The organism is Weissella oryzae SG25, assembly GCF_000691805.2.
Taxonomy (GTDB): domain Bacteria; phylum Bacillota; class Bacilli; order Lactobacillales; family Lactobacillaceae; genus Weissella; species Weissella oryzae.
In genome coordinates, this window is the sequence record NZ_DF820497.1 from 1 (window position 1) to 22745 (window position 22745).

General features: G+C 39.5%; 27 protein-coding genes. 9 read left to right on the forward strand and 18 right to left on the reverse strand.

The genetic code is table 11. The features are described from left to right. Positions 1-511, reverse strand: a 511-nt coding sequence (locus tag TT13_RS08800; RefSeq protein ID WP_027699642.1) for a BRO-N domain-containing protein, incomplete at its 3' end; no start/stop codon positions are given. Positions 512-524: 13 nt separating this feature from the next. Beyond that, the gene (locus tag TT13_RS08805; protein WP_052348609.1) at positions 525-770 is read right to left on the reverse strand and encodes a hypothetical protein; all 246 of its coding nucleotides are present in this window, start codon (positions 768-770) and stop codon (positions 525-527) included. 94 nt (positions 771-864) lie between these two features. Between TT13_RS08805 and TT13_RS08810 the strand changes: the two genes are divergently transcribed. Further along, on the forward strand, positions 865-1044 hold the full coding sequence (locus TT13_RS08810; protein ID WP_027699643.1) for a hypothetical protein: 180 nt from the start codon (positions 865-867) through the stop codon (positions 1042-1044). Here TT13_RS08810 and TT13_RS11335 read toward each other — a convergent pair. After that, positions 1041-1211, reverse strand: coding sequence for a hypothetical protein (locus TT13_RS11335; RefSeq protein ID WP_190279653.1), 171 nt, complete (start codon positions 1209-1211; stop codon positions 1041-1043). The genes TT13_RS08810 and TT13_RS11335 overlap by 4 nt on opposite strands. A gap of 211 nt (positions 1212-1422) precedes the next feature. Here TT13_RS11335 and TT13_RS11340 point away from each other — a divergent pair, with 211 nt between their 5' ends. Then, positions 1423-1563 carry a hypothetical protein gene (locus TT13_RS11340; RefSeq protein ID WP_190279654.1) on the forward strand — a complete coding sequence of 47 codons (141 nt, stop codon included), beginning with the start codon at positions 1423-1425 and terminating at the stop codon, positions 1561-1563. A 34-nt stretch (positions 1564-1597) separates the two neighbouring features. Here TT13_RS11340 and TT13_RS08815 read toward each other — a convergent pair whose 3' ends face one another. Further along, the gene (locus tag TT13_RS08815; protein WP_052348610.1) at positions 1598-2161 is read right to left on the reverse strand and encodes a Rha family transcriptional regulator; all 564 of its coding nucleotides are present in this window, start codon (positions 2159-2161) and stop codon (positions 1598-1600) included. A gap of 258 nt (positions 2162-2419) precedes the next feature. Here TT13_RS08815 and TT13_RS08820 point away from each other — a divergent pair, with 258 nt between their 5' ends. The 4 genes from TT13_RS08820 to TT13_RS08835 all read left to right on the forward strand — a co-directional run bounded on the left by TT13_RS08820 (position 2420) and on the right by TT13_RS08835 (position 5127). Then, positions 2420-2782, forward strand: coding sequence for a helix-turn-helix domain-containing protein (locus tag TT13_RS08820; RefSeq protein ID WP_027699644.1), 363 nt, complete (start codon positions 2420-2422; stop codon positions 2780-2782). Positions 2783-2786: 4 nt separating this feature from the next. After that, a complete protein-coding gene (locus tag TT13_RS08825; protein ID WP_027699645.1) occupies positions 2787-3185 on the forward strand; it encodes a hypothetical protein in 399 nt (132 codons plus the stop codon). A 60-nt stretch (positions 3186-3245) separates the two neighbouring features. After that, positions 3246-3668, forward strand: coding sequence for an SHOCT domain-containing protein (locus TT13_RS08830; protein ID WP_052348611.1), 423 nt, complete (start codon positions 3246-3248; stop codon positions 3666-3668). Between the two features lie 313 nt (positions 3669-3981). After that, positions 3982-5127, forward strand: a complete 1146-nt coding sequence (locus TT13_RS08835) for a tyrosine-type recombinase/integrase (RefSeq protein WP_052348612.1) — start codon at positions 3982-3984, stop codon at positions 5125-5127. A gap of 200 nt (positions 5128-5327) precedes the next feature. Here the strand turns inward: TT13_RS08835 and TT13_RS08840 are convergent, their stop codons facing one another. The 7 genes from TT13_RS08840 to rimM all read right to left on the reverse strand — a co-directional run bounded on the left by TT13_RS08840 (position 5328) and on the right by rimM (position 10609). Then, complete coding sequence (locus tag TT13_RS08840; protein ID WP_027699646.1) at positions 5328-5690, reverse strand: PH domain-containing protein; 363 nt, start codon at positions 5688-5690, stop codon at positions 5328-5330. Positions 5691-6043: 353 nt separating this feature from the next. After that, a complete protein-coding gene (gene fba, locus TT13_RS08845) occupies positions 6044-6913 on the reverse strand; it encodes a class II fructose-1,6-bisphosphate aldolase (RefSeq protein ID WP_027699647.1) in 870 nt (289 codons plus the stop codon). Between the two features lie 24 nt (positions 6914-6937). Beyond that, on the reverse strand, positions 6938-7546 hold the full coding sequence (locus TT13_RS08850; RefSeq protein ID WP_027699648.1) for a 5' nucleotidase, NT5C type: 609 nt from the start codon (positions 7544-7546) through the stop codon (positions 6938-6940). A 320-nt stretch (positions 7547-7866) separates the two neighbouring features. Beyond that, a complete protein-coding gene (locus TT13_RS08855) occupies positions 7867-8685 on the reverse strand; it encodes an AraC family transcriptional regulator (RefSeq protein ID WP_027699649.1) in 819 nt (272 codons plus the stop codon). Between the two features lie 180 nt (positions 8686-8865). Then, complete coding sequence (gene rplS, locus TT13_RS08860; RefSeq protein WP_027699650.1) at positions 8866-9219, reverse strand: 50S ribosomal protein L19; 354 nt, start codon at positions 9217-9219, stop codon at positions 8866-8868. Positions 9220-9363: 144 nt separating this feature from the next. Continuing rightward, positions 9364-10101, reverse strand: a complete 738-nt coding sequence (trmD, locus tag TT13_RS08865) for a tRNA (guanosine(37)-N1)-methyltransferase TrmD (RefSeq protein ID WP_027699651.1) — start codon at positions 10099-10101, stop codon at positions 9364-9366. 1 nt (position 10102) lies between these two features. Beyond that, a complete protein-coding gene (gene rimM / locus TT13_RS08870) occupies positions 10103-10609 on the reverse strand; it encodes a ribosome maturation factor RimM (protein ID WP_027699652.1) in 507 nt (168 codons plus the stop codon). 215 nt (positions 10610-10824) lie between these two features. Between rimM and pnuC the strand changes: the two genes are divergently transcribed. Further along, complete coding sequence (gene pnuC / locus TT13_RS08875; RefSeq protein WP_045477095.1) at positions 10825-11613, forward strand: nicotinamide riboside transporter PnuC; 789 nt, start codon at positions 10825-10827, stop codon at positions 11611-11613. A gap of 148 nt (positions 11614-11761) precedes the next feature. On the opposite strand, the gene TT13_RS08880 is transcribed toward pnuC, so the two are convergent. From TT13_RS08880 to TT13_RS08910, 7 genes are all read right to left on the reverse strand, one after another. Beyond that, complete coding sequence (locus tag TT13_RS08880; RefSeq protein WP_027699654.1) at positions 11762-14746, reverse strand: beta-galactosidase; 2985 nt, start codon at positions 14744-14746, stop codon at positions 11762-11764. A gap of 9 nt (positions 14747-14755) precedes the next feature. Next, positions 14756-15328, reverse strand: a complete 573-nt coding sequence (locus TT13_RS08885; protein WP_045477076.1) for a sugar O-acetyltransferase — start codon at positions 15326-15328, stop codon at positions 14756-14758. Between the two features lie 9 nt (positions 15329-15337). Continuing rightward, positions 15338-16819: a UDP-glucose--hexose-1-phosphate uridylyltransferase gene (gene galT, locus TT13_RS08890; protein WP_027699656.1), complete on the reverse strand. Its 1482-nt coding sequence runs from the start codon at positions 16817-16819 to the stop codon at positions 15338-15340. A gap of 13 nt (positions 16820-16832) precedes the next feature. Next, positions 16833-19016 (reverse strand): alpha-galactosidase, encoded by a 2184-nt coding sequence (locus tag TT13_RS08895; protein ID WP_027699657.1) that lies wholly within the window; start codon positions 19014-19016, stop codon positions 16833-16835. Positions 19017-19097: 81 nt separating this feature from the next. After that, positions 19098-20480: a glycoside-pentoside-hexuronide (GPH):cation symporter gene (locus tag TT13_RS08900; protein ID WP_027699658.1), complete on the reverse strand. Its 1383-nt coding sequence runs from the start codon at positions 20478-20480 to the stop codon at positions 19098-19100. Positions 20481-20831: 351 nt separating this feature from the next. Further along, positions 20832-21056, reverse strand: a complete 225-nt coding sequence (locus TT13_RS08905) for a hypothetical protein (RefSeq protein WP_027699659.1) — start codon at positions 21054-21056, stop codon at positions 20832-20834. Positions 21057-21209: 153 nt separating this feature from the next. Beyond that, a complete protein-coding gene (locus TT13_RS08910; RefSeq protein ID WP_027699660.1) occupies positions 21210-21773 on the reverse strand; it encodes a DNA-3-methyladenine glycosylase I in 564 nt (187 codons plus the stop codon). 245 nt (positions 21774-22018) lie between these two features. Here TT13_RS08910 and TT13_RS11345 point away from each other — a divergent pair, with 245 nt between their 5' ends. Continuing rightward, positions 22019-22222: a hypothetical protein gene (locus TT13_RS11345; protein ID WP_190279655.1), complete on the forward strand. Its 204-nt coding sequence runs from the start codon at positions 22019-22021 to the stop codon at positions 22220-22222. 33 nt (positions 22223-22255) lie between these two features. Further along, on the forward strand, positions 22256-22579 hold the full coding sequence (locus tag TT13_RS08915) for a magnetosome magnetite crystal formation protein family (protein WP_027699661.1): 324 nt from the start codon (positions 22256-22258) through the stop codon (positions 22577-22579). The last annotated feature ends 166 nt before the right edge of the window (positions 22580-22745 follow it).

Below are 22745 nucleotides of genomic sequence, written 5' to 3' on the forward strand. Positions count from 1 at the left end.
AACCATAATCTTCTGCAATTTGACTAATTGTTACTAAGGACTTTGATTTCATAATCTTGTCGTAGTAATCAGCCTTTGGACGACTTTCTGCAACTTGTTGTGCCAGCATTAGCTTCTCAGCTCGTTCTTGCTTTACTTGTGTAGCAAGCTTAATAATCGTGTCTGGGTCAGCTAGGACTTCTTCAACTTTTGAATCGGTTAGGTATGCTCCGTGCTTCCTAATAGATGGAAGTACTTCATGAGTTACCCAACGTGTAAATTTTTTGGCTTCTTTTTTCCGGCTCGTACCAATGAATCGATATAATCCAGCCTCACTGATGATATTCGCTTCACCTTGACGCCCTAAGTTGAACTTAGCCCGTTCATCATCGTCCAAACTCTTTAATGAAACAGATACATTGGTGAGCCCAAGTGCATTTGATACATCAGCTGCTACAAACCAAATTTCATTATTAAGTTCAATAGTGCGTACATTCATTTGTTCAAAATTAAAAATTTTTACTTCATCCATTTTGTTATGCCTCCTAATAAATAATCCAGTTATCACCGGAATAACCTACATAATTAAAAATTTTATTTAATCGATTAAATGCAGCTCGGCCGTGTGTATTTCCATTAATCAATGCTGAAAACGCCTGATCAGAAATTCCTACATACTCAACTAGTCGTTTTCGTCCATCACTTGCTCGACCATATCCATTGCGTTTTAAAAAATTATTGAACTTATCAATGTTATCCAGCAATGTATCCTTTGCTTCTTCAGTTGCCATAAAATCACCACCTTTCTTAATGTAATTTTTGTTACAATTTAGTTTGTGAATGTCGCAACTTTACCCTACAAATTCTGAAAGGAGGTTTGCGATAATGGACAAAACTCAAAAGATTCATGATATGGCAATAGGGTTCGCAACAGCTTTATCAATAAATGAAATTAGAGAAAGCAAAGAGAAAGACCGACTCTACGATCCAAATGAAGGTGTTGCTAACTTTGCTGAAGCCTATGACCACGCTCTTGAATTTTATTCAAGTTCATATAAAGACTAATTTTTTAATTTAGTTTGACGTTGTCGTTCATCTAAATCATCACTTACAGCTTCTAATATTAAAAAAGCTTCTGAGTAATTGATTTCACTTGAACTCAACGTTTTTTTTATTTCATTAGATACACCATCTAATTTTTCATTTAGTCCATAACGGCGCCATTTATTCATCTGCTTATCTCCTAACTTAATGTAATTTTTCAGGTAATTGTTGCATTAAGATACACAACTAGTTATAATTTGGATATAAGTTGAAAAGAAATGCGAAGTGTTTTGCACCTCTACACTTAAAAGTCGGTTGGAGTGGATACCAAGCGGCTTTTTATTTTGTGCTCGTTATCGTCCTATATCCACAAATGGGGCGGCTAGGAGGTGCACTATTTTGCAAATCTTTTTCAACTTATTAGACGTATTGCAACAACTACTTACTAGTTTTATGTCTGCATTTATTGCCGTTATTGGTACTGCCTGTGGCGCTGGTTTAATTGCTGTTGTAAAGCGTTCCAAGAATCATAAACACTAATTATGGTTCTAAGGCTCTACTTTTGTAGGGCTTTTTATTTTGTTTCCAACAAATCAACTTCTGGTATATCTAGAAGCTGACTCAGCATTTTAGGTGCTACCGCTTTCGCAACTTCCTCACTATTGTCTGTGAGCTTGGCCCATGCACGAACTTCACGACTTCTTGCGTTTACACTACGTTGTCTGCTAATAGCTAACTTCTCACGGGTAAGTTGTTGATCAACTGTTTCAGGGATAAAAAACGAATGTTGTTCCTGTTCTTTGATGTAGGCTTCCATGGCGTTAAATTGTTTCATGTACTTATAGCGGAACATCGTATATCGTTTCCCTTTGAAGTATCCCATTAGCATCGTCCAGCCATCACGATTTAGAACATACATTCTGTACGATTGATGGTTTTGCTCATGGATATACGTACTTTCTTGGAACATTTCGAGGGTGGCCGACTTCTCGGCAGACCCCAAATCTTCAATAATGTTATCAATTGCTTCTAAGACATTCTTATGATTTTTGCCCGAAGCGATTGCGACCTGCAAAGATGTTGTTGTAACTTCTCCATTTTGAAGTTCAACTAATTGTGATGTATCAATTTGATTCATCTTCTAACTCCTAACTTAATGTAATTTTTCAGGTAATTGTTGCATTATTTTTACAATGATTGTAAAATATAGACATACTAAAGAGCACAAATAAACCCTGTTATATTAACGTTCCTCGCCAAAGTTACATTAAATATTACATGTTTTTTTGTTGCAACTATTACCTGATGAATTAATAATAACAACAGTTGTAAAAATAGTCAACAATAAATTACAATCATTGTTATTTTTGATTTGTCATTGAAAAGGAAAATGACAATGACATTGTTTGAAAGAACAAGAGAGACCGCTAAAGAACGCGGATACAATCTACAAACTACCGCTAAAAAAGCGGGGTTATCAGAGAACGCAATTTATAACTGGAAAACAAAAACACCTAGTCCAGTTTCAGTAAAAGCTGTAGCTAGCGTTTTAAATGTGTCCGTAGATTACCTATTAGGTGAAACAGACGAAAAAAATCCTCACTCCAATAAGAATGTGGAAAAGGAGAAAATTGATATATTTGAGGTGTCAGACGACGAACGAAATGAATTAATCTCAGCAAACGGACATTCTATATCTGATGAGGACTGGGATATTATTAAGGCCATTTTATCAAGATACCCACGTCAAAAGGACTAAATCTATGAACAATATTATTGATGATATTTTTAAACTAATTCATTCTTTAAATTGGGAAATAGAACAAGCCCCACTAAGTAGTCTTCCATCACTAGTTGACCCTATTCGTAAAGTTTTAATATACAACCCTGAAAGTATTACGATATTTCACTTAGTTGAAGAATACTACCACATTAAACTTGAACATTCTGGTCGTCTGCTTTGGACTGATAATGATGAGCGTAACCCGCATGAACATGAAGCTTGGAATGAAGCACTATCTTGGTTAAAAAGATACTGGGATATGAACGAAGGTGGCGACAACTATTTAAAGTTCATGGAGTATTTTGGTGTGCCCTACTCACTTGAAACAAGTGTCATAGAGGAGTTCTGCCCAGCAAATCAAAATATCAATTACGTTTAACATACTACGTGCAAACATGAACCACGTTAAAAGCTTGATTATAAAAGGAGTTAGGAAATCATGTCTAAAATAATCAAGGATGAAACGTTGCCTTATAAATTGGAAGACGCACAAAAAATTCTGAACAAGGCCGATATTACATTCAAAACATTTGCAAATAATCGGACACTTGGAGAAACATCCTTTCAATTAAAAGCTAAAGTTTCTTACAAGTTAAAAGCTGATAAGGATTCAACGATTGTAACGATTATTGGGAAAAACTCTGGAATTGGCCCAATACAAAAGAATGCTGTGCAAAAGCAAATAGATGCATTTGAAACTGCCCTACATAGTTCTGTAGATGATTTTGAAAAAGATAGAAAGCAATCAGTTGGTTCATCAAGCATTGCAGACGAATTAACTAAGTTATCTGGTTTAAAAGAATCTGGGATTCTCACAGAAGACGAATTCAACCAACAAAAAGCTAAGCTATTGAATAATTAAGACTGGGCTTGCTGAAAGGTCAGCAACCTCAATATTTAGTAGTTTAAATTGGCTCAGTAGATCTACGTAGCCAACAATAAAGGGTGTCGGTTTAATTGACATCCTAGCAAGACTTTCAAGATGACCTCGTGGTCCGTTAGGTCATCTAAAGGGTTTAGCTCAATTCTGCGCTAAACTAACTAATAGGTCTGCGCAATATTGCGCCACCCCCGCATAATAAGGGGGGGCGCAAATCACTACCTCCCTACCTTCTGACTTACTCAAATGGTCATACATAATTCGATGGGGGTCGATATTATGAAAGGCTTCAATTATGAGTATCAAGAAACAAGAAAACGGCACCTACCAAGTAAGAGTGCAATTCACTGACTCACTTGGCAGACGCCGTAATAAAAAGAAAACTGTTGCATCCCTAACCCTGGCAAAAAGAGCCGAGCGGGAAATATTAAACGAGGTTGATGCTGGCACATTCAACAAGGTTCAAAAGAAAATCACCATGAACGAATTAATAGATAAGTTCATGCTTGATTATAGCCGAGGTAAACGTGAAGTTACAATCATTAGGCACAAAATATTTATAGAAAATAGTGTGCTAACTGATGAATGGTTTGATAATGTTCAAGTTTCAAAAATAAGTAGACCAATCATTCAAGCATGGTTAGATTGGATAGCCTCAAAGCATTCTGCCTACAAGGCTGAGTCCGTATTTCTGAAAAAAATTTTAGATTTTGCTGTTTCCTATGATTTTATTGATGTTAATCCGTTTTCAAATGTTCGTTACCCCACTCCGATTGATAAACCAGACCGATCTTATAGAGTAGACTCATACGAATATGACGAACTCTTAGCCTTTATAGACGCCGTCAAATCAAAATATGAAGAGAACAGTCTTAAATATCGTAAATATGCATACCTTCGCCTACTTGCCTTTACAGGTATGAGAATGAGCGAAGCTAGAGCTTTGCTATGGTCGGATATAGAATTTACTGATACCGGTGCAAATATTAGTGTCACCAAGACTCTTAGTCGGCCAATTGAGTCCAAAGTTATCATTAACGAACCTAAGACTAAGGCTGGTAAAAGAATTGTGATAGTTGATAAAAAAACAGCTCAAACGCTTAAGCAATGGCATAACATTCAGCAACAAGCATTTATGAAGGCTGGTGTGCGCTCTGACATTGTTTTTACTAATAGACGATTAAATAACTATATAGCATCAAATCAGCCTAGAAAGTGGCTCTTAGCAGCTATCAAGGGTACTAATATTCCGCAGATAAACATTCACGGATTGAGGCACACTTATGTCACTCTAGCAGTCCAAGCTGGAATGGATATTAAGACATTACAGGCACAGGTCGGACACAACGACATAAACACAACTCTTAACGTCTATGCTACCGTCACAAAAGATATGCGAGCAAAGACAGCAGACATATTCACATCCCTAGTTAATTTCTAAAAGACGGGACTCACTTGGGACTCATTAAAATAATTCTGTATGACGCTCTGTGAGTTTCAATGAGTCCCTTAGTGAGTCCTTTTTGAACAAAACGAGTTATCCACAAGCTACAAACGTTGATATAAAGGCGTTTGTGTACATAAAAGATGTGTTCATTTGTAAAACGGACCTTTTAAAAATTTAATGTAAGCTGTCAAATATTAATTACTACGTGCCTGCCGCTTTTTGATTTGGCTGACCAAGGATTGTGGATTATCAACCCCTAAAATTAAATACTTATATTTTCCCTGTGCTAATTGAATTTGCAAGGGCTGTTCTTGCCCCTTAATGTTGAAATAAATACGGACACCTTTTTTCATAAACAAGCCCGTCAATTTTTTAAAGAATCTAAGTCCAGCTAACCGCCAAACCCAGCCTTTATTCATATCATCAAACCCAGTTTTGACTGCTTGTATATCCGCAAGCGGAATTATCATCTTACCTTGAAAACCTAGAATTTTATTGATACCCGTTGGCTCTATTTCAAGCTGCTTTGCAGTTACCGTCACAATATTACTAATCATCACACTACCTCCGCTTGGCTTGCTTATAAAATCTCAATATAACCTTAGTTTAGCACGAATTGTTTGCAAGCCTATGGCGAAAATTATTATTGAAATAGTATTTTTTATTTACAATTAGTGAAATTTGCTTATCGGATGCATTTTCTTAAATATCAAATGTTTATTAAAAATTAACCGACAAATATGATTAACATCTATCAAAATTCGAGTTATTCTATCGTATTTGTTTTAAAAAACCGATAACTTCTGCCCAAATTTTCTAACTAGTTTAACTCCAAAACCACTAAACCCCCGTTAATCGGATTTACGCCAATCAACGGGGGTTTAGCTCACATACGTTATTATTCAATTACTTAAGCTTTATTTGCTGAACCAAAGACATCAATGCGCTCTTCAATGGCTGCTTGAATTGCATCGACACCTGGCTTCAATAGCTTACGTGGATCATAATTCTTACCCTTCAAATCTTCATCAGAAAGGATATAAGCCCGCAAAGCATCATGGAAGGCCCACTGAGCTTCAGAATTAACATTGACCTTAGCGACACCCAAACGGATTGCCTCACGGATTTGGTCGTCTGGTACTCCAGAACCACCATGTAAGACGAAAGGCAACTTATGGTTAGTTGCATCACCTAATTCCTTTAGGTGGTCAAGTGACAAGCCCTGCCAGTTTTCAGGGTAACGACCGTGCACATTACCAATCCCAGCAGCCAAGAGGTCCACCCCTAAGTCAGCCATTTGCTTGGTTTGCTCAACGTCCGCAATTTCACCCATGCCGACGATACCATCTTCCTCACCACCGATTGAACCAATTTCCGCCTCTAAGGTTACATCATTCCAATGGGCTGCTGGTACTAGCTTTTGTGTCTTTGCCAAATTCTCAGCAAAATCAAGTGCTGAACCATCATACATAATTGAAGTAAAACCATCATGAATCGCACTTAATGCGGTATCAAAATCACCGTGGTCCAAATGCAAGGCAACGGGAACCGTAATCCCCATTGCTTCATCTAAATCCTTAACAAGGTTGGCTACAACCTTAGTACCACCCATATACTTAATTGCCCCAACTGAAGCAGCTAACATAATTGGTGCTTGCTTAGCTTGCGCAGCCCGTAAAATTGCCTGCGTCCATTCAAGGTTATTAATATTAAATGCACCCAAAGCATAGTGACCATCAACGGCCTTTTTTAACATCTCAGTTGGATTAACAATTGTCATTTTCTCTTATCCTCTTAATTTCGTTTATTTTTCCCAATCAGAAAGTTGCATCGTCGCCTCTTCGGCCCTTAATTTGTAATTGAAGCGTTCATTAACGGCAGCAACTGCTGTTTGCGCATCTAAGTCCTCAGAAGCAGCTAGATTAGCCACTAACTTCAAAAAGGCTGGCAAGTCGCGATCCCAAGTCAAACGCTCATCATAGCCGTATTGAATCCACACCGTTTTAAAATCGTCATCTTGCCATTCGGCTGCTCCATGATAAGGACGGTCATCAATTAAAATACCACCCTTCCCCCGAGCAACATCCTTAGTATGAGCCATGATAACTTTTTTATAAAAAGGACTAGCTGGTCCATTACCAAAGTGCTCGGTTAGCCAAGCTAACTTATCTGACCAAGCACTCTCATTATTCCAAGGTGCCGTCGTTAAAATATAGAGTTCGGCACTTTCTGCCAAAGTATTCACTGCTGCTACTGCACCCTTAATTGGTGCAAGCGAACGAAAAATGCCTGGAATTTGATCCGGCTTAGCTACTCCGAAATCCTTGGCTAATGCGCTGGCCCGATCCAAAACTGGTAAGGTATCAACCAGTGTATTATCCATATCTAAAAATACATTTAATTTCTTCGTCATTATATCCCTCACCCTTTAACATAGACCAATTTGAAAAGTCATAAACTAAAACGTTAAATCTGCATTCATTATGCCTTTTTAATCAGCCGGATTTAAAAATTAATTTCTAAAAATTAACTATATTCAGTATTCTACTGTAATCCACGAGCAAAATGTGCACAAAACACCTGCAAAAACGGTAACTTTCGAAACATATATATAATAATCACAAACTCTTTCACAACTATACCATTTAAAATGAAATAAGTTTTCATCCCGTAGATTTAACAAAAAAAGCAATCTGGCTGTTATACCAAATTACTTTACCTTAATTATTTGATTTAATTTTGCCACTTGCGATATGTCAGTGGGGTCATGCCCATTTCACGTTTAAAAATCCGGGCAAAATAGCGCGGGTCAGCAAAACCGGACTGAACTGCAATTTCACTAATCTTTAAGTTATGTTTATTTAACAATAAACCCTTAGCAAACTTAATTCGTGCTTGCAAAATATACTGCGTCGGCGCCATCCCTAAATAATCGTGAAAAAGGCGACGCAAATATTGTGGTGATATAAATAAGCTGTCTGATAGTTCCGAAATTTGAATGTCTTTTTCAATGTGTTCATTAATGTAAGCAATCACTGGTGTAATATAACGGTCGTAATCATCACCTGCTGATAACTTGGTTGTTACTTGCTGATAAAGGCCTAACTTAATAAAAAATTCATAGGCTAAATTTGAAATTTGGTAACTATCGCCCCGTCCTTCTTGGACCATGTAAAAAATTCGATTAATGATAACGGCTTGTCTACGCCCTTGTTCGACGTCCAAAAAGATTTGTGTCTGATCACCTAAATAATCAGCTAATTGATTTACAATCGGTCCATGAAAGGTTGCAAAATTTATCCGCCATTCTTGATCAAACGAGACCGACTGATAACGGTGCGGTACTCCTGGTGCAATTAGAATCGCCATACCGGGTCGTAACTCAAAGCGCTGTTCACCTACAAAAAATTCACCCACACCACTTTCGGTTTGCAACCAATGATAGTAAGGGAAACCTTTTTGGCGCGCAACTGAATCTTGATGCCAGTTTTTTCCCATATCTCGAGGCATAACTGGCAAATTTCCACTTTCAATATTGTAAAAGGCACCCATTCGCCCAGTGACCCCCTTTTTAATTATCTATTTCTAAATGGTAGCAAAATTTATCTATAAAATAAAGTAAGCGGTTAACTAAGCAATAAACCACAGCTATTTATATGACAAGCCAACTTAGCTTATTATCTTTTTGGCAAAATAAAAAGCAACCCAAACGGATTGCTTCTTATTTTGTTCTTAACGACGCTTCTCTGGGATACGAGCAGCCTTACCATGTAGGGCACGCAAGTAGTACAACTTAGCGCGACGAACACGACCGTAACGAACAACTTCAATCTTATCAACACGTGGTGAATGGATTGGGAATGTACGCTCAACACCAACACCGTTTGAAACCTTACGAACAGTGTAAGTAGCTTGGATTCCAGTTCCCTTACGCTTAATTACAACACCTTCGAATAGTTGCACACGTTCGCGTGAACCTTCGACGATCCGAGCATAAACGCGGACAGTATCACCGGCACGGAATTCAGGAATGTCCGTACGTAGTTGTGAGGCAGTTAGCTTTTCTAGCAAAGCATTTTGACGCATAATTAATCTCCTCTGGTAATCTTACACCAGCTGGCCAGCGGATTGCCTTTATATTTTGGGTTTTTAAACACCAGAGTTAAATTTACCATAATTCATAGTGTTAGACAAGAATTAAATTAACAGTAAACAATTATTTTTATTTAATTAATCAACGGACTCTTCTTCTTCAACTTCATGGAGTAACTCCCGCTCTTCCTTCGTGAAAGAATAGTCCTTCAACAGGTCAGGCCGGCGTAAGTAAGTCCGCCGTAGCGCCTCTTTTTTGCGCCAGCGCGCAATCTTACCATGATGACCGCTCATCAAAACCTCAGGCACGGGCATTCCTTGAAAATCAGCTGGTCGCGTATACTGTGGATACTCTAATAGCCCCGTTGAAAAGGAATCATCAACCGCTGACATATCATCCCCCAAGGCATCCTCTAACAGGCGTACGGTAGCGTCAATCACTACCATCGCTCCCAATTCACCCCCAGTCAAAACGAAGTCACCTAATGAGATTTCATCAGTAACCAGCGTTCGAATCCGTTCATCATAACCCTCATAATGACCAGCAATAAAGGTTAAATGTTCCTCTTGTGCTAATTCTTCGGCCATTGCTTGATTAAAGGTCTTACCAGCTGGGTCTAAAAGAATTACCCGGCCAAAATCACCTGCCTCAGCTTTAACATGGTCCATTGCTGAAAAGATTGGTTGTGGCGTTAATAACATCCCCTGACCACCACCGTAAACAACGTCATCGACATTATTATGCCGATCACTAGTAAATTGGCGAAAATCAACCACGTTAAAATCAACCAGGCCCCGTTCAATTGTTTTACCAATAATTGATTCGCGCATGGGGGCAAACATATTTGGGAAAATACTTAAGACATCTATTCGCATGCTATTCAAGCCCCTCTAGCAGGTTAATCTGCGCTGTCCCACTGTCTAAATCAATCGCCGTGACTACATCTGCAATGTAAGGCAAGTAGAGGTCATCCTTGCCAGCCCGCTTAACAACCCAGACATCATTGGCTGGTAACTCCAAGATTTCACTAACCTCACCAATTTTTTCATCAGTTGCGTTATCAATTACCTGTAAACCAATAATTTCGTGATAGTAGTACTCATTATCAGCCAAGTCACTTAGGGTCTCACCATCAACTAATAGGTCGCGTCCCTTATATTGCTCAACGAGATTAATGTTTTGTAAATCCTTAAATGACAATAAAATAAACTGCTTGTGAGCCCGCACCGTTTGAATCGTTACTTCAACTGGCACCTTACCATCAATTACCAAGGTCTGTCCCTTAACAAAACGCTCCTCTGGGAAGTCTGTCGTTGCAATTACCCGAACTTCACCCCGAATACCATGGGTGTTCACGATTGTACCAACTTTATATAAGGCCATTATTTCCTCCGCCTAAATCATTTTTATACTTTCAGTCTCTTCAATTATCCGAACATCAAAATTGTTTGTCAATGGTTTAATTAGTTAATTAATATAACGGAGAGTTATGTACAAAGATGGATTTTTTTGTTAAAGTAATTAAGGCCTTTTACAACGTAGTAGGTCTAGATTTTAAGAAGGGGCTGGGCGTCAAGCCTAGCAAAATCGGTGTTATCATGGAAATATCACATCAAGTAAACGTTGAGGAAAATTCGCAACCGGTCTTTTTTGACCTCTTTAAACCCGCTTGGTACGTTGAGCAAATGTCGGGTTGGACAACGGTTAGTTATATTTTACTAGCCTTTGGCATTGGCTTTTTACTTGCTCAGACCATTGCTGCACCCATTACACCAATCGCAATCTGGACGCTTCTAGCTGCTGTCCTTGGTTTTACGACCACACTGGCGATTACAAATGCCCGCCCATTAAACGGGGTTTTTGGTTTAATTTCAGCTATTATCTATATCGTTGTTGCGCTTGAAGCTAAAAATCCGGCTGATGCAATTTTGCAAGGAGTCTACATTATTTTGTTGGATATTCCCGTATTGGTTATGCCGGGTTGGGCTAAAAATGTAAATGCTCGGGTTCGTAAAATCTCAGAAGTTAACGAGCGTCAAGAACGCTTCTCAGCCCGCTTTTGGTATATTACTTTTACCCTCGTATTCATTTTAGCCTGGGTAGCGCTATACTTCTTTGAAATTAAGATTACCCATTCACCGCGGCCAATGATTGATTCAGGTACCGCCGCCATTGGAATTGTTGGTGCCCTCTTAACTACGCTCCGCTTTTCAGATAGCTACTATTTTTGGATTGCGCAAGGTTTGGCACAAGTTGTCCTCTGGGGAATTACCGCAGGTCAAGGCGATGCTTCACTGGTTCTATTCTTTACCTATATGATGTATCTTGCTAACGATGGGATTGCAATCTTTGCATCACCTTGGTTCAAACGTAATTTACGAGCATAATTAAAAACTTATCACAACTATATAGGGGCCTTTAATCGACAGCTTTTTGCTTACCGATTAAAGGCCCCTTTTCTAATGCCAGAACACGGATATGGCTGACATTAAAAAACCTGCTCCAGCAAAGGCCAAGAGCAGGCGATTATTAAGGTTATTGTAGCCGTAAATTCAAATTATAACTATAATGACCAGCCGTCAAAAGATACTCGGTTGCGACACTTGGGCTCCACGAATCGTCACCACCGATTCCCATATGGAAACCATCTAGGTTCAACCACATTCCCGCTTCTGCTTTCAACTCAGTCCGATGACGAGCCTGCCGTAATTGGGCTTGACTATAAGGGCTCAAATTAAAGTTAAAGGCCTGGCCGGTAACTTGTAAGTTACCATAATTCAGTGCATAAACTTGGGTCCGTAAACCACTATCACTAGGGAAAATATAAGGTGTATTAGCGCCACTGATTGGTAAGCGATACTGACCAAGGGTTGCAGTTCCCTGCCGGTCGGCGTAATTTTCATCTGGTCCTAAGCCCAGATAAGCAAAATCAGTACCAGTTGGCTTTAATTCAAGGCTTAAGCCAATCCGTGCCGGCGCTGGCAGATCCAAGCTCCGCCAAACGTCTACCTGCAAATCTACACGGCCATCGGCAGTAATGACAAAGTGTTTCTGTGAAAGAAAGGCTTCATCATAACTGACCTGGCTCGTAATCGTTACCGCTTGGTCGCTGGTGACCAAATCAAAGGCTAGTAACTTGCTCGTTAAATCATAATAGCCGGCTTGCTTCCAACGTTCATACCAAGCGTTTGGATCAATATGTTCAACCTCTGAAACCCCAATATCATTGTCCAGCGGTGCGCGACTAAATTGATCAGTTAACCCACTTAATAACTGCTCAACACCAGCTGCATTCTGCCAGTGAATGAGTTGACCATTTGTTTCATCAAATTTCAAGGTTTGACCGGCTACCTGAATGGCTAGCTCATGGTCAGCCCGTTCGATTATAAAATCACCTGGCTTAACCGGACTTGCTACAGCACCCAGTAATGGCCGGTTTAAAATAAATTGGTCATGTGCTAATTCAAAACCAACCGGTAGATTAGGTCGCGCCTCGGTTATGTTAACCCGCACATTTAATACCGTGAACTTACGCAAATCACGTGTAAATTCAGGTAACTCAAACCGTAAATCCGCTCCAGCTAACAAATCCAAGGTTTGGGTCTGTGTAAAGAGTACTTGCGCATCCGCTTGGGCTTGGTTGCTAAATTGAACTAATTCAAGCGTGATTGATTCATGGTCCGCTGTACGGAATAAATAATCATTATGCACAGTTAAGGCTTGGGCCCGCCCCAAAACATCCTTTTCTAAGTTGAAGATAAAGTATTGTTGCCAATATTTAACTTCGGCCAGTGCTGGTTTAGCTTTTCGATCTGGGAAAAGCAAGCCATCTAGTGAGAACTGCCGATCATTTGGTTGGTCACCAAAATCGCCACCATAGGCAAAATCACCGTCTTTAGCCAAGCCTTGGTCAACCCAGTCCCAGATAAAACCGCCCTGTAACTTGGGGAATTTATGGAAAGCCTGCCAATATTTATCAAAGCCGCCCAAAGAGTTTCCCATATCATGTGCATATTCACAAAGAATGATTGGTCGATTCTCATTTGGTAAGCTTTGTAGCGTAAATAATGAATTGGGTGCGGTTGGTGCTGAGTCAAACATCCGGGCATACATTGGTACCAGGATATCAGTTGCCGACATTATCAAACCACTACCTTCATATTGCACTGGTCGGGTTGGGTCAAAACTCTTCAACCAAGCATACATCGCTTGGTGATTACGCCCATAGCCAGATTCATTACCCAATGACCAGATAATAATTGAGGGATGATTACGGTCACGCAAAACCATCCGCGTTAGGCGCTCCATCATTTGTGGTAACCAGGCTGGGTCATCAGTTAGCCGATTAACTGGTGTCATACCATGCGTTTCAATATTCGCTTCGTCAACCAAGTAAATCCCATATTCATCACACAAATCATACCAACGTGGATCATTGGGATAGTGGCTTAAGCGAACGGCATTAAAATTATTAGCCTTTAATTGCTGAATATCAGATCGCATTGTTGCTTCATCAACCACATAACCATGGTCTGGTGTAAATTCATGCTTATTGACACCACGAATCAATACAGGCTTATCATTAATTTGCAATAAGCCATCTTGCACCTCAACGCGGCGAATTCCAACGCGCTTTTCTTCAACCTGAACAACCTCACCCGCCAAATTCTTTAGCGTTAAAATCACACGATATAAATGTGGAATTTCATCTGACCACAAAATTGGGTCTGCTAATGTAAATTTAGCTGTAAAACCCTTCTGCTGGTCTAATAAAACATCACCGTCATATAATGCTAATTCAAGTTGTGCCTGCTTCTCAGCGCCATTTACCTGACTATCAACCTTAATCTCAGCATGATCAAAGTCCGCATCAAGGTCGGTTACAATCTGATAATCAGTTAAATGTATGGCATTAAGGTGCAAAACTTCAACTGAGCGGAAAATCCCCGATAATCGCCACATATCTTGGTCTTCCAAATATGTGCCCTTTGACCAGCGGAATACAACCACCTTCAAAAGATTATCTGCTTTAGCCAGCGTTGAAATATCAAACTCAGCCGCTAAACGACTATCTTCGGAATACCCTAGATACTCACCGTTTAACCATGCATGAAAGGCTGAGCCAACGGCGCCAAAACTCAAATGAATGTTACCACTAGCTAACCAAGCTGGATCAAGCGTAAAAGTTTTACTATAAGCACCAATTGGTGTATCAACTGGCACCAATGGCGGGTTAACTGGAATCGGATAAGCCACATTAGTATAAATTGGGACATCGGTAGCATCTTGATGTTCCAATTGCCAGTTACTTGGTACTGGGATGGTTATACTTGCTTGTGGGCTAGCTAGCCATTCATCTGGTAACAAGCCTACATTACTGAAATGTTCAAATCCCCATTGACCATCTAAGGACTGCTTACCAGCAAAGTCCATAGGGGTATGCATTGGCAAACGATTGATTGATGTAACACCTAACGTTTCCCAATCCTTACGTGCCAAAATCTCCTTAAAGTTTTGCATGCTTCTTTCTCACTTCCGTTCTGTCACTTCTTCATCCGTAAGCGCTCTAACGACTCGACATGGTGTGCCAAAGGCCACTACATTCGCTGGAATATCTTTTGTTACAAGACTGCCGGCGCCAATTACTGAATTTTCACCAATTGTAATCCCAGGCAAAACAGTTACTCCCGCACCAAGCCAAACATTGTCACCGATATGAATTGGTAAGTTATATTGTAGGCCTTGGCGCCGTAAGCTTGCTGCCAAGGGATGAGTTCCAGTATCCAAAGTTACATTTGGACCAAACATTACATGATTGCCAACATAAATTTCGGTGTCATCAACTAAAGTCAAATTAAAGTTAGCAAAAACTGCCTGACCAAAATGGACAAACTTGCCACCCCAATTAGCATGCAATGGCGGTAAAATCGTCGAACCTGCACCAAATTCAGCAAACATACTTTGCAAGAGTGCCGTTTGCTCCACTGAATCAGTAGCTGACACTTGATTAAAACGTTCCAATAATCGGACTGCTTGATTTTGCACCTGCATAATCGCCGGATCATCCGGATGATATAGCGTTCCATCGACAATCTTTTTCATTAGTTCCACCTAACCCTTTTGATTAACAAAGGTAATAAAGCGTTCAAAGCCAGCCAAGCCGGTAGGATTATCCTTATAAACACCCGCATCCTCAAGGACCCGTTCAAAAACCGCTCCCACAGCAGCTTGCACTTTTGTATGCACGTTTGCTTCCGTAAAATCAGCCTCTTGCTTTAATTCATCCGCCCAGGCTTGATGACTTGGTGCAACATTTGCCGGTTGATCTAGCAAGTAAGCTTCAACCTCGGCAAGCTCCGTTTTTAGCCGTGCTGGCAAAACTGCCAAGCCCATAACCTCAATCAAGCCAATATTTTCCTTTTTAATGTGATGCAAGGGTGCATGGGGATGAAAAATTCCGTCTGGGTATTGTGCGGAAACATTATTATCTCGTAATACCAAATCAACTTCATAGCTCTTATCCTGATGTCGCACAATTGGGGTAATTGTGTGATGGTCAATGCCCTCAGCGTCACGACCCGTAATACTTAGTGCTTGGTCATCATATTTACGCCAAGCATTAAGGATTTTTGCGCTTGCTGCCACTAATTGCGCCTGATTTGTACTTTTTAAACGCAAAACAGACATTGGCCAAGCCAGAATGCCGGCTTCAATTTCTGGAAAACCAGTTAACACAACTTGCTTACGTAAACCGACCTTAGCCATTGGAAAATCATGTCGTCCAGCCTGAAAATGATCATGACTTAAAATTGAACCGCCTACAATTGGCAAATCGGCATTAGAGCCAATCATGTAGTGTGGAAATTGATCAACGAAATTCAAAAGTTTTACAAAGGTCTGCTCTGAGATTTCCATTGGCTTGTGCTTAACATTCATGACAATCGAATGCTCTGGATAATAAGCGTATGGTGAGTACTGAAGGCCATACGCTTCCCCATTCAATTCAAGCCTAACAATCCGATGGTTACTGCGGGCCGGTTGACTGCCACCACCATAAAGGCCCTCATTTTCTACGCAAAGGGCGCAGGCTGGATAACCACTATTTTTGATTAATTTAGCCGCTGCAATTGCTTTGGGGTCCTTTTCTGGCTTAGATAAATTAATTGTAATTTCTAAGTTACCGTACTTACTCGAATAGTCAAACGCAATATTTTTAGCAATCGCTTGGGTCTTCACCTGGTCAACCTCTTTGGCTAGGTTGAAGAAATACTGAGTTGCCATACTAGGTGCTTCTTGATATTTAGCCCAAAAGGTTTCGTTAAGTTGACTAGGCAATGGTGTGATAAAATTCATCAACGCAGCTTCAAAAAATTCATCGTCACCGTCTGCAATCTGGTTGTTTGCCTGCGCGGTCGCTAACAATACATCGCGCGCAACAAGCGAATCACGAATAACCGCTTGTAGCGCTTGCCAATCCCGCACGCCAACAAAATGGGCCAGTTGGTTTCGATAGTAGATTTGGTCTGCTGCTTTAATCACTGCATTTTTGATTGCAATTTGCACAAATGTTTCAATCGCTTCATAAATTGTCATGTATTTCTCTTCCTCAAAGCTTCTTTAGGTGTAATTGAATTGCCGCATAATTTTCAGCCGCTTTTGTCAGGCGGAGTCCAACGTTCATTAATACTTTACCACTATAAACCACACCATTCACTTGATACTCTTGGGTTGGCTTTAAGCCTCGCAACTTCAAATATAGATAAGGAGCATTCCCCAACATATCGTTTGCGACCACCGTAACCAAGCTCTCACTTTGATCTTTGGCGACAATCTGCCAAGCAGCGAAACGCCCACTAAATGGGTCTAGCAAACGATAGTAGTTTCCTTGATAAATTAAAGCTTGTTTGGCACGATAGCTTTTACTATAAAGTTGGGCTTCTTGCCGTTCTGCAGCTGATATCTGCGTTGTATCCAGTTCATAGCCAAATGAACCAGCCATGGCCACCAATGCCCGTGTCTTTAAGGGTGTAATCCGTCCATTATCATGATTTGGACTAGCTGAAACATGTGATCCCATGGTTGCAAGTGGATAGAAGAAACTGGTTCCATATTGAATCCGTAGTCGGTCGATAGGATCTGTGTTATCAGAGGTCCATATTTGTGGATAGTAGGCCAAAACACCTAGGTCAAATCTTGAGCCACCAGATGAACATCCCTCCCACAAAATTTCTGGGTAGCGTTTGGTCAATCGATCTAGTAAATCATATAATCCTAAGATATAGCGATGTTGTAATTCAGCTGGCCGTTGGTCAGTGTCTTGTGAATACCAGTCAGTAATTGGTCGATTCATATCCCACTTAACGTAAGTAATATTAGCTGAATCTAAAACTGTGCTAATTGCTTCAAAAAGGTAATCTCGTACCGCTACCTTCGTTAAATCCAAATTTAATTGGTTGCGTCCCATCACTGGTTGGCGGTTTGGATACTTAAAGACCCAATCGGGATGAGCTCGATATAAATCACTGTCCTCATTCGTCATCTCTGGTTCAATCCACAGTCCAAAACCCAAATCTAATTGATTTACCTTATCCGCTAAATCATGTAAGGACATCCCCAACTTAGCCTCATTAACCACCCAATCACCCAAAGCATGTTGGTCATCTGAGCGTGCCCCAAACCAACCATCATCTAAAACAAACGTTTCCGCCCCCATCTCCTTGGCACCCTTAGCAATTTCAAGAAGTTTTGCCCCATTAAAGTCAAAGTAAGTTGCTTCCCAATTATTAATCAAAATTGGTCGAGGACTATGCACATGCTGACTTGGGTTTAAGTTATTTAACACTAAATCATGGAAATTATTTGATAACTGCCCTAGTCCCCTTGCTGAATAACTCATCACGGCCTCTGGTGCGGTGAATCGTTTGCCAGCTTCTAGGACCCAACTAAAATTATCATCACCCAGCCCTAAAGTTACCCGTGTTTGATTAACCGTCGCCTGTTGCAGAGTCGCTGTGAAATTACCCGAATACACCAGATTAAATCCATAACTATCGCCAGTGGTTTCAGTTGCTGTTTGACTCGCAACGATGAAGCCAGGATTTTCACGGGAACTTGAATTACCATCATTTGATGCTAATTTAATCACATTATGGTGAATTGCTTGTCGTTCTAACTGGCGTTCATAAGCCCAACGGCCTGGAAAATGAATTAAATCATAGTTACCACTGATAAAGTCCAAAGCCAGCGACTGAATTCGTTCAATTTTAATCGGACTAGCCCCTTGATTTTCAACCACTACAGCCCGCGTCAAAATATCTTGTTGAGCAAAAATTCCATAATAGAGGGTTACTTGCACTGAGCTAGGTAAATCCACTAGGATAATCTTTAACGTTTCAACATCCTCATCTGCTTTGGCAAAAAAGCTAGGCAGCGCCTCCAGCTGATACTTTCCTTTTAACACCTCATAACCTTGATAGGTTAGATTCAAAACTTTACTACCATCGGCATGTTCAACCACCAAAGCTGGGCTTCGTAAATCACCAGTTCCATAAGTTGGAAACTCTTGTGGCAGAATGTCTAAAGAATATGGCGTCTCACTATGCTCACCATAAGGATATGGCGAAAAAGGCCGATTGGTATTCTCCAATAAGTAAGATAAATCAACCGCTTCAATTTGTTGCCCGTAATAGAGGTGCAAAAGATTACCATGCTTACCAACCTTCATTTGATAAGTTGTATTAGCCGTTTGCAAAGTAAACAGTTGGTTTTTTTCATCTATAATAATTGCCATTAGTTCCTCCAGCTTTTATAAGTTGTCTAAAAAAAATAAATGCGAGCGAGTTTATTCCTCGCTCGCATTTTTAATTTACTATTAGCCTAAACGCTTTTCCAAATCAGCAACAATTTCACGGTGACGTTGTTCCGTCAACTTAACCTTAGTTAAGAAGAGCACCAACGAGATTATGATCAAAATTGCTGGAATTGCATAAACATAGATTTTAAACATACCAACGTGGTAATTGGCACCAGCGATATACTTGGCACCAGTCATACCGGCAGAAATTGCAACGAATGAGTAAATACCATTTTGGAAGGCACCAGCAACCTTATCGAGCAAAGGCCGCATAGCTAAGGTAACAGACTCAGAACGTACGCCATTCTTCCACTGACCATATTCAACTGAATCAGTAATGGTCATCAAAACTGACAAGAAGACCAATTGATATGGGCAAGTCATAAAGATGACCCCTAAGATAACTGTAATTTCACTATTTCCAAAGAAGAATAGTAATAGTCCAATCAACATTGAAATGATAGCCCCAGTAAATACACGCCGACGACCAAAGCTTTGTGACAACTTAGGGAACAATGGAACTAGCAAAATTGAACCAATAAAGCCAATCCAACCAACTGCCGAGAACAACAGTTGATTACCCAAAACGAAGGTAAAGAGCAACGGTAGCGTTCCATTGACCGCCCCGTAAGCCAGGGCAAACAAGATATAAGCTAATGATAGCCACATCAATTGGTCATTAGTAACCAAAGCCTTAAAGACATCGACAAACTTTGTCTTTTCTGCCTTTTGGCGAAGTGAAGAATCTTGCTCCTTAGTACCAAAGGCGGCAATCAAGGCGGTTCCACCTTGAACAATCGCCACAATCACACCGAAGATAAACCAACCAGATGATCCTTCTGAATATGAACCGGTCATCATTGCTGTAAAGAAATAAACGATTGGGAAAACCAAGATTGAAGTTCCTTGGGCACCAATTGCTGAACCAAAACGAGCAAAAGTTCCCAACGTTTCACGTTCTTCATTTTTAGCCGACAAAGCGGGAATCATTGACCAAAGGGCAATGTCCTTAAACGAATAAAAAGCATCCAAAATAATAAATGAAATAATAAAGACAATTGTAAATAACGTTGTATTTGAACTAGTTGTCAGACCACCAAAGCCTGAGAACATTACCATGACCATAATTGATGACATAATACCACCAACGATCAACCAAGGTTTAAACTTACCATTCTTGGTTTGCGTATTATCAATAATACTTCCAATAATTGGATCAAAAACAATTTCAACCAAACGAATAACCAGCACTAATGATGTAACTAAGGCAATCATTTCATCCTTATGTGCACTACCCTGGAACATATTTGCCGCCAAGTAAACCGCAAAATATGAATTAATCGCTGCATAGTAAACATCATGTCCAAGCGCACCCAACATATAAGAGATCCGCTGTCCCATTAAATGATTCTCTCGCACGAGATTATCCTCCTAAAATTGAGCGTATTTGCAAAGCCTAATTCGCCCGGAATTTATATTAAATCTAAATGTAAGCGCTGTCAACAACTTCGTTTTTATTTATGTTTTTAATATATTATAAATACTTAAATACATTTAATTACTCGAACAAAGTGTTCACATCTTAACAAAAGACCATGATTTAATTTATCAACAAGTTGGCCTCTATTTATCACTTAGACTTTTATCGTTAATTCAAAAAAAGCAGCCTGCACATGCAAGCTGCTTTAATTAATTTTGGTTTTAAATCCATTCTAAAATACCCGGCAGTTTAATCCACCTATTAGTTTGTCTTTAGTGACTAGCAAAAGCTTGTAATAGAATTAAAATTGCCCAGAGAGCCAGTGAAAATAGAGCAGAACGGCTACGTTCCAATAAATAAGTTGATATTGCTGCGCCAAATACTAGCACTAAGCCTGCAAAATTTATCCACTGACTATTATTCACCCAAGATAAAAGAATTAAAATAATCCCCAATATGGATGTAAGGTTTGTTAATTGTTTTTGCCTACGTTTCATTTCTCACTCACTTCATCAATCTAAATTATGACCATGATACCACAAAGTAACCGAGGCGCGTTGGCCCATTTCAACTTCCCGATTCAGCCAAGCAATTGATTAAGTAAAACATTATCAGTCCGAACGGAAAGTTTGTCTAATAAATTTTTAAGCCTAAACTAATTCACGATACCGAAAACAGGTTTGTACATGGTCATTAATGATGCCAATTGCTTGTAAATAAGCATATATCGTTGTCGAGCCAATAAATTTCATACCACGTTTTTTCATATCCTTACTAATTTCGTCTGATAAAGCGTTACTAGCTGGCACGTCAGAAATATTAGCAATATGATGTTGCACAACCTGTCCAGCTGTAAAGGACCAGATATATTGATCAAAGGAACCAAATTCTGCTTGAATCTGCTGAACCTTTTGTGCGTTTACAATGGCAGCTCGAATTTTAAGACGGTTACGAATAATGCCACTATCTGCTAGCAAAGCTTGATACTTTTCTTCATCAAATGCAGCGACACGCTCAATAATTAAACCTTCATAGGCACGATAAAAATTATCACTTTTATTAAGAATGGTTGCCCAAGATAAACCAGCTTGATTCATATCTAAAATTAGTTTAGCGAATAATGCCTGGTCATCATGCAATGGTACACCCCATGATTCATCATGGTACCGCATCATTGCTGGGCTACTTTCTCCCCACTCACAACGTTCTACCATCTTAAAAGCTCCTTTATCACTATAGTTTTCAGTATTCTACCACTTTATCTGCTTACTTAGTACGGTCACTTTTACAAAAAATCAATTAAAATATAACAATCTTTTAAGCTTTGTCATCTAAAGTACCTAAGTTCCCAAATACGATTAAGATTAGTTTATAATAAAGATGTATTAATTTTTCAAGGTAGTTGCTAGCTATTAACAGGTAAAATTGTAAAAGTAATTATATTAGGTTATGTAATTTTATGAAAATTTTTAAATACATTGCGCGCATCGCACTACTGATTGCATTATTCGCTGGTCTTTTTGAGGCAAACAATTTATACATGCGAGCCCAAAATGATGAACTATTACTAGGCCTCTTGGTTGGTGGCCTGTCTGTCGGCTTGATTTCCTATAGTTGCTACTTTTTGTACAAAAAACATCTAAACAATCGTAAAAATAACTAAGCACGCTAAATGTGCTATGGAGGGCTAATCTTTATGAAAGCTAATCGACTTGTAAGTGCAATTGCCTATCTATCGGTCCTTATCGCACCGGTTTTGGTCGCCTTAATCATCTGGGTCATTGCTGATAAACCAGACGTTCGTGCCAATGCTAAAAAAGCATTTTGGATTCAAATCCCCCCCTTTCTTTTCATCATTTTGATTTTAATCCTAATTGGGGTAATTGGTTTAGCTACTAACAGTGCCCAAATCACCGGATTAACAACCTTAATCTTTTTTGCAATTTTTGCTTTAATTTCCGTAATCTTGTACATCTATAGTATTGTTTTAGGTATCAAACAACTATTAAACGCCGAATAACTTATAAAAAACACCCACTGGCTAAGTTAGCTAGTGGGTGTTTTTTGTATCTTATCCTTAAAAGCCCTCTATCCAAGAACTTTGATTTAACCTGTTGAACCAAGGTAATTCTCGGTGTACAAACTATTTCAAAAAATATTAAAAAACCATTAAGCAAATTGTTTAA

Bases quoted from the DNA above. Each gene is read 5' to 3' on its own strand.
- TT13_RS08835 (WP_052348612.1), top strand. From the start codon at position 3,982: ATGAGTATCAAGAAACAAGAAAACGGCACCTACCAAGTAAGAGTGCAA.
- TT13_RS11345 (WP_190279655.1), top strand. From the start codon at position 22,019: ATGAAAATTTTTAAATACATTGCGCGCATCGCACTACTGATTGCATTA.
- rplS (WP_027699650.1), bottom strand. From the start codon at position 9,219: ATGCGTCAAAATGCTTTGCTAGAAAAGCTAACTGCCTCACAACTACGT.
- rimM (WP_027699652.1), bottom strand. From the start codon at position 10,609: ATGGCCTTATATAAAGTTGGTACAATCGTGAACACCCATGGTATTCGG.
- TT13_RS08910 (WP_027699660.1), bottom strand. From the start codon at position 21,773: ATGGTAGAACGTTGTGAGTGGGGAGAAAGTAGCCCAGCAATGATGCGG.
- TT13_RS08915 (WP_027699661.1), top strand. From the start codon at position 22,256: ATGAAAGCTAATCGACTTGTAAGTGCAATTGCCTATCTATCGGTCCTT.
- TT13_RS08855 (WP_027699649.1), bottom strand. From the start codon at position 8,685: ATGGGTGCCTTTTACAATATTGAAAGTGGAAATTTGCCAGTTATGCCT.
- TT13_RS08830 (WP_052348611.1), top strand. From the start codon at position 3,246: ATGTCTAAAATAATCAAGGATGAAACGTTGCCTTATAAATTGGAAGAC.
- TT13_RS08825 (WP_027699645.1), top strand. From the start codon at position 2,787: ATGAACAATATTATTGATGATATTTTTAAACTAATTCATTCTTTAAAT.
- fba (WP_027699647.1), bottom strand. From the start codon at position 6,913: ATGACAATTGTTAATCCAACTGAGATGTTAAAAAAGGCCGTTGATGGT.
- TT13_RS08885 (WP_045477076.1), bottom strand. From the start codon at position 15,328: ATGAAAAAGATTGTCGATGGAACGCTATATCATCCGGATGATCCGGCG.
- TT13_RS08850 (WP_027699648.1), bottom strand. From the start codon at position 7,546: ATGACGAAGAAATTAAATGTATTTTTAGATATGGATAATACACTGGTT.
- pnuC (WP_045477095.1), top strand. From the start codon at position 10,825: ATGGAAATATCACATCAAGTAAACGTTGAGGAAAATTCGCAACCGGTC.
- TT13_RS08900 (WP_027699658.1), bottom strand. From the start codon at position 20,480: ATGGGACAGCGGATCTCTTATATGTTGGGTGCGCTTGGACATGATGTT.
- TT13_RS08810 (WP_027699643.1), top strand. From the start codon at position 865: ATGGACAAAACTCAAAAGATTCATGATATGGCAATAGGGTTCGCAACA.
- TT13_RS08820 (WP_027699644.1), top strand. From the start codon at position 2,420: ATGACATTGTTTGAAAGAACAAGAGAGACCGCTAAAGAACGCGGATAC.
- TT13_RS08815 (WP_052348610.1), bottom strand. From the start codon at position 2,161: ATGAATCAAATTGATACATCACAATTAGTTGAACTTCAAAATGGAGAA.
- TT13_RS08905 (WP_027699659.1), bottom strand. From the start codon at position 21,056: ATGAAACGTAGGCAAAAACAATTAACAAACCTTACATCCATATTGGGG.
- TT13_RS08895 (WP_027699657.1), bottom strand. From the start codon at position 19,016: ATGGCAATTATTATAGATGAAAAAAACCAACTGTTTACTTTGCAAACG.
- TT13_RS08840 (WP_027699646.1), bottom strand. From the start codon at position 5,690: ATGATTAGTAATATTGTGACGGTAACTGCAAAGCAGCTTGAAATAGAG.
- TT13_RS08880 (WP_027699654.1), bottom strand. From the start codon at position 14,746: ATGCAAAACTTTAAGGAGATTTTGGCACGTAAGGATTGGGAAACGTTA.
- galT (WP_027699656.1), bottom strand. From the start codon at position 16,819: ATGACAATTTATGAAGCGATTGAAACATTTGTGCAAATTGCAATCAAA.
- trmD (WP_027699651.1), bottom strand. From the start codon at position 10,101: ATGCGAATAGATGTCTTAAGTATTTTCCCAAATATGTTTGCCCCCATG.
- TT13_RS11335 (WP_190279653.1), bottom strand. From the start codon at position 1,211: ATGAATAAATGGCGCCGTTATGGACTAAATGAAAAATTAGATGGTGTA.
- TT13_RS08805 (WP_052348609.1), bottom strand. From the start codon at position 770: ATGGCAACTGAAGAAGCAAAGGATACATTGCTGGATAACATTGATAAG.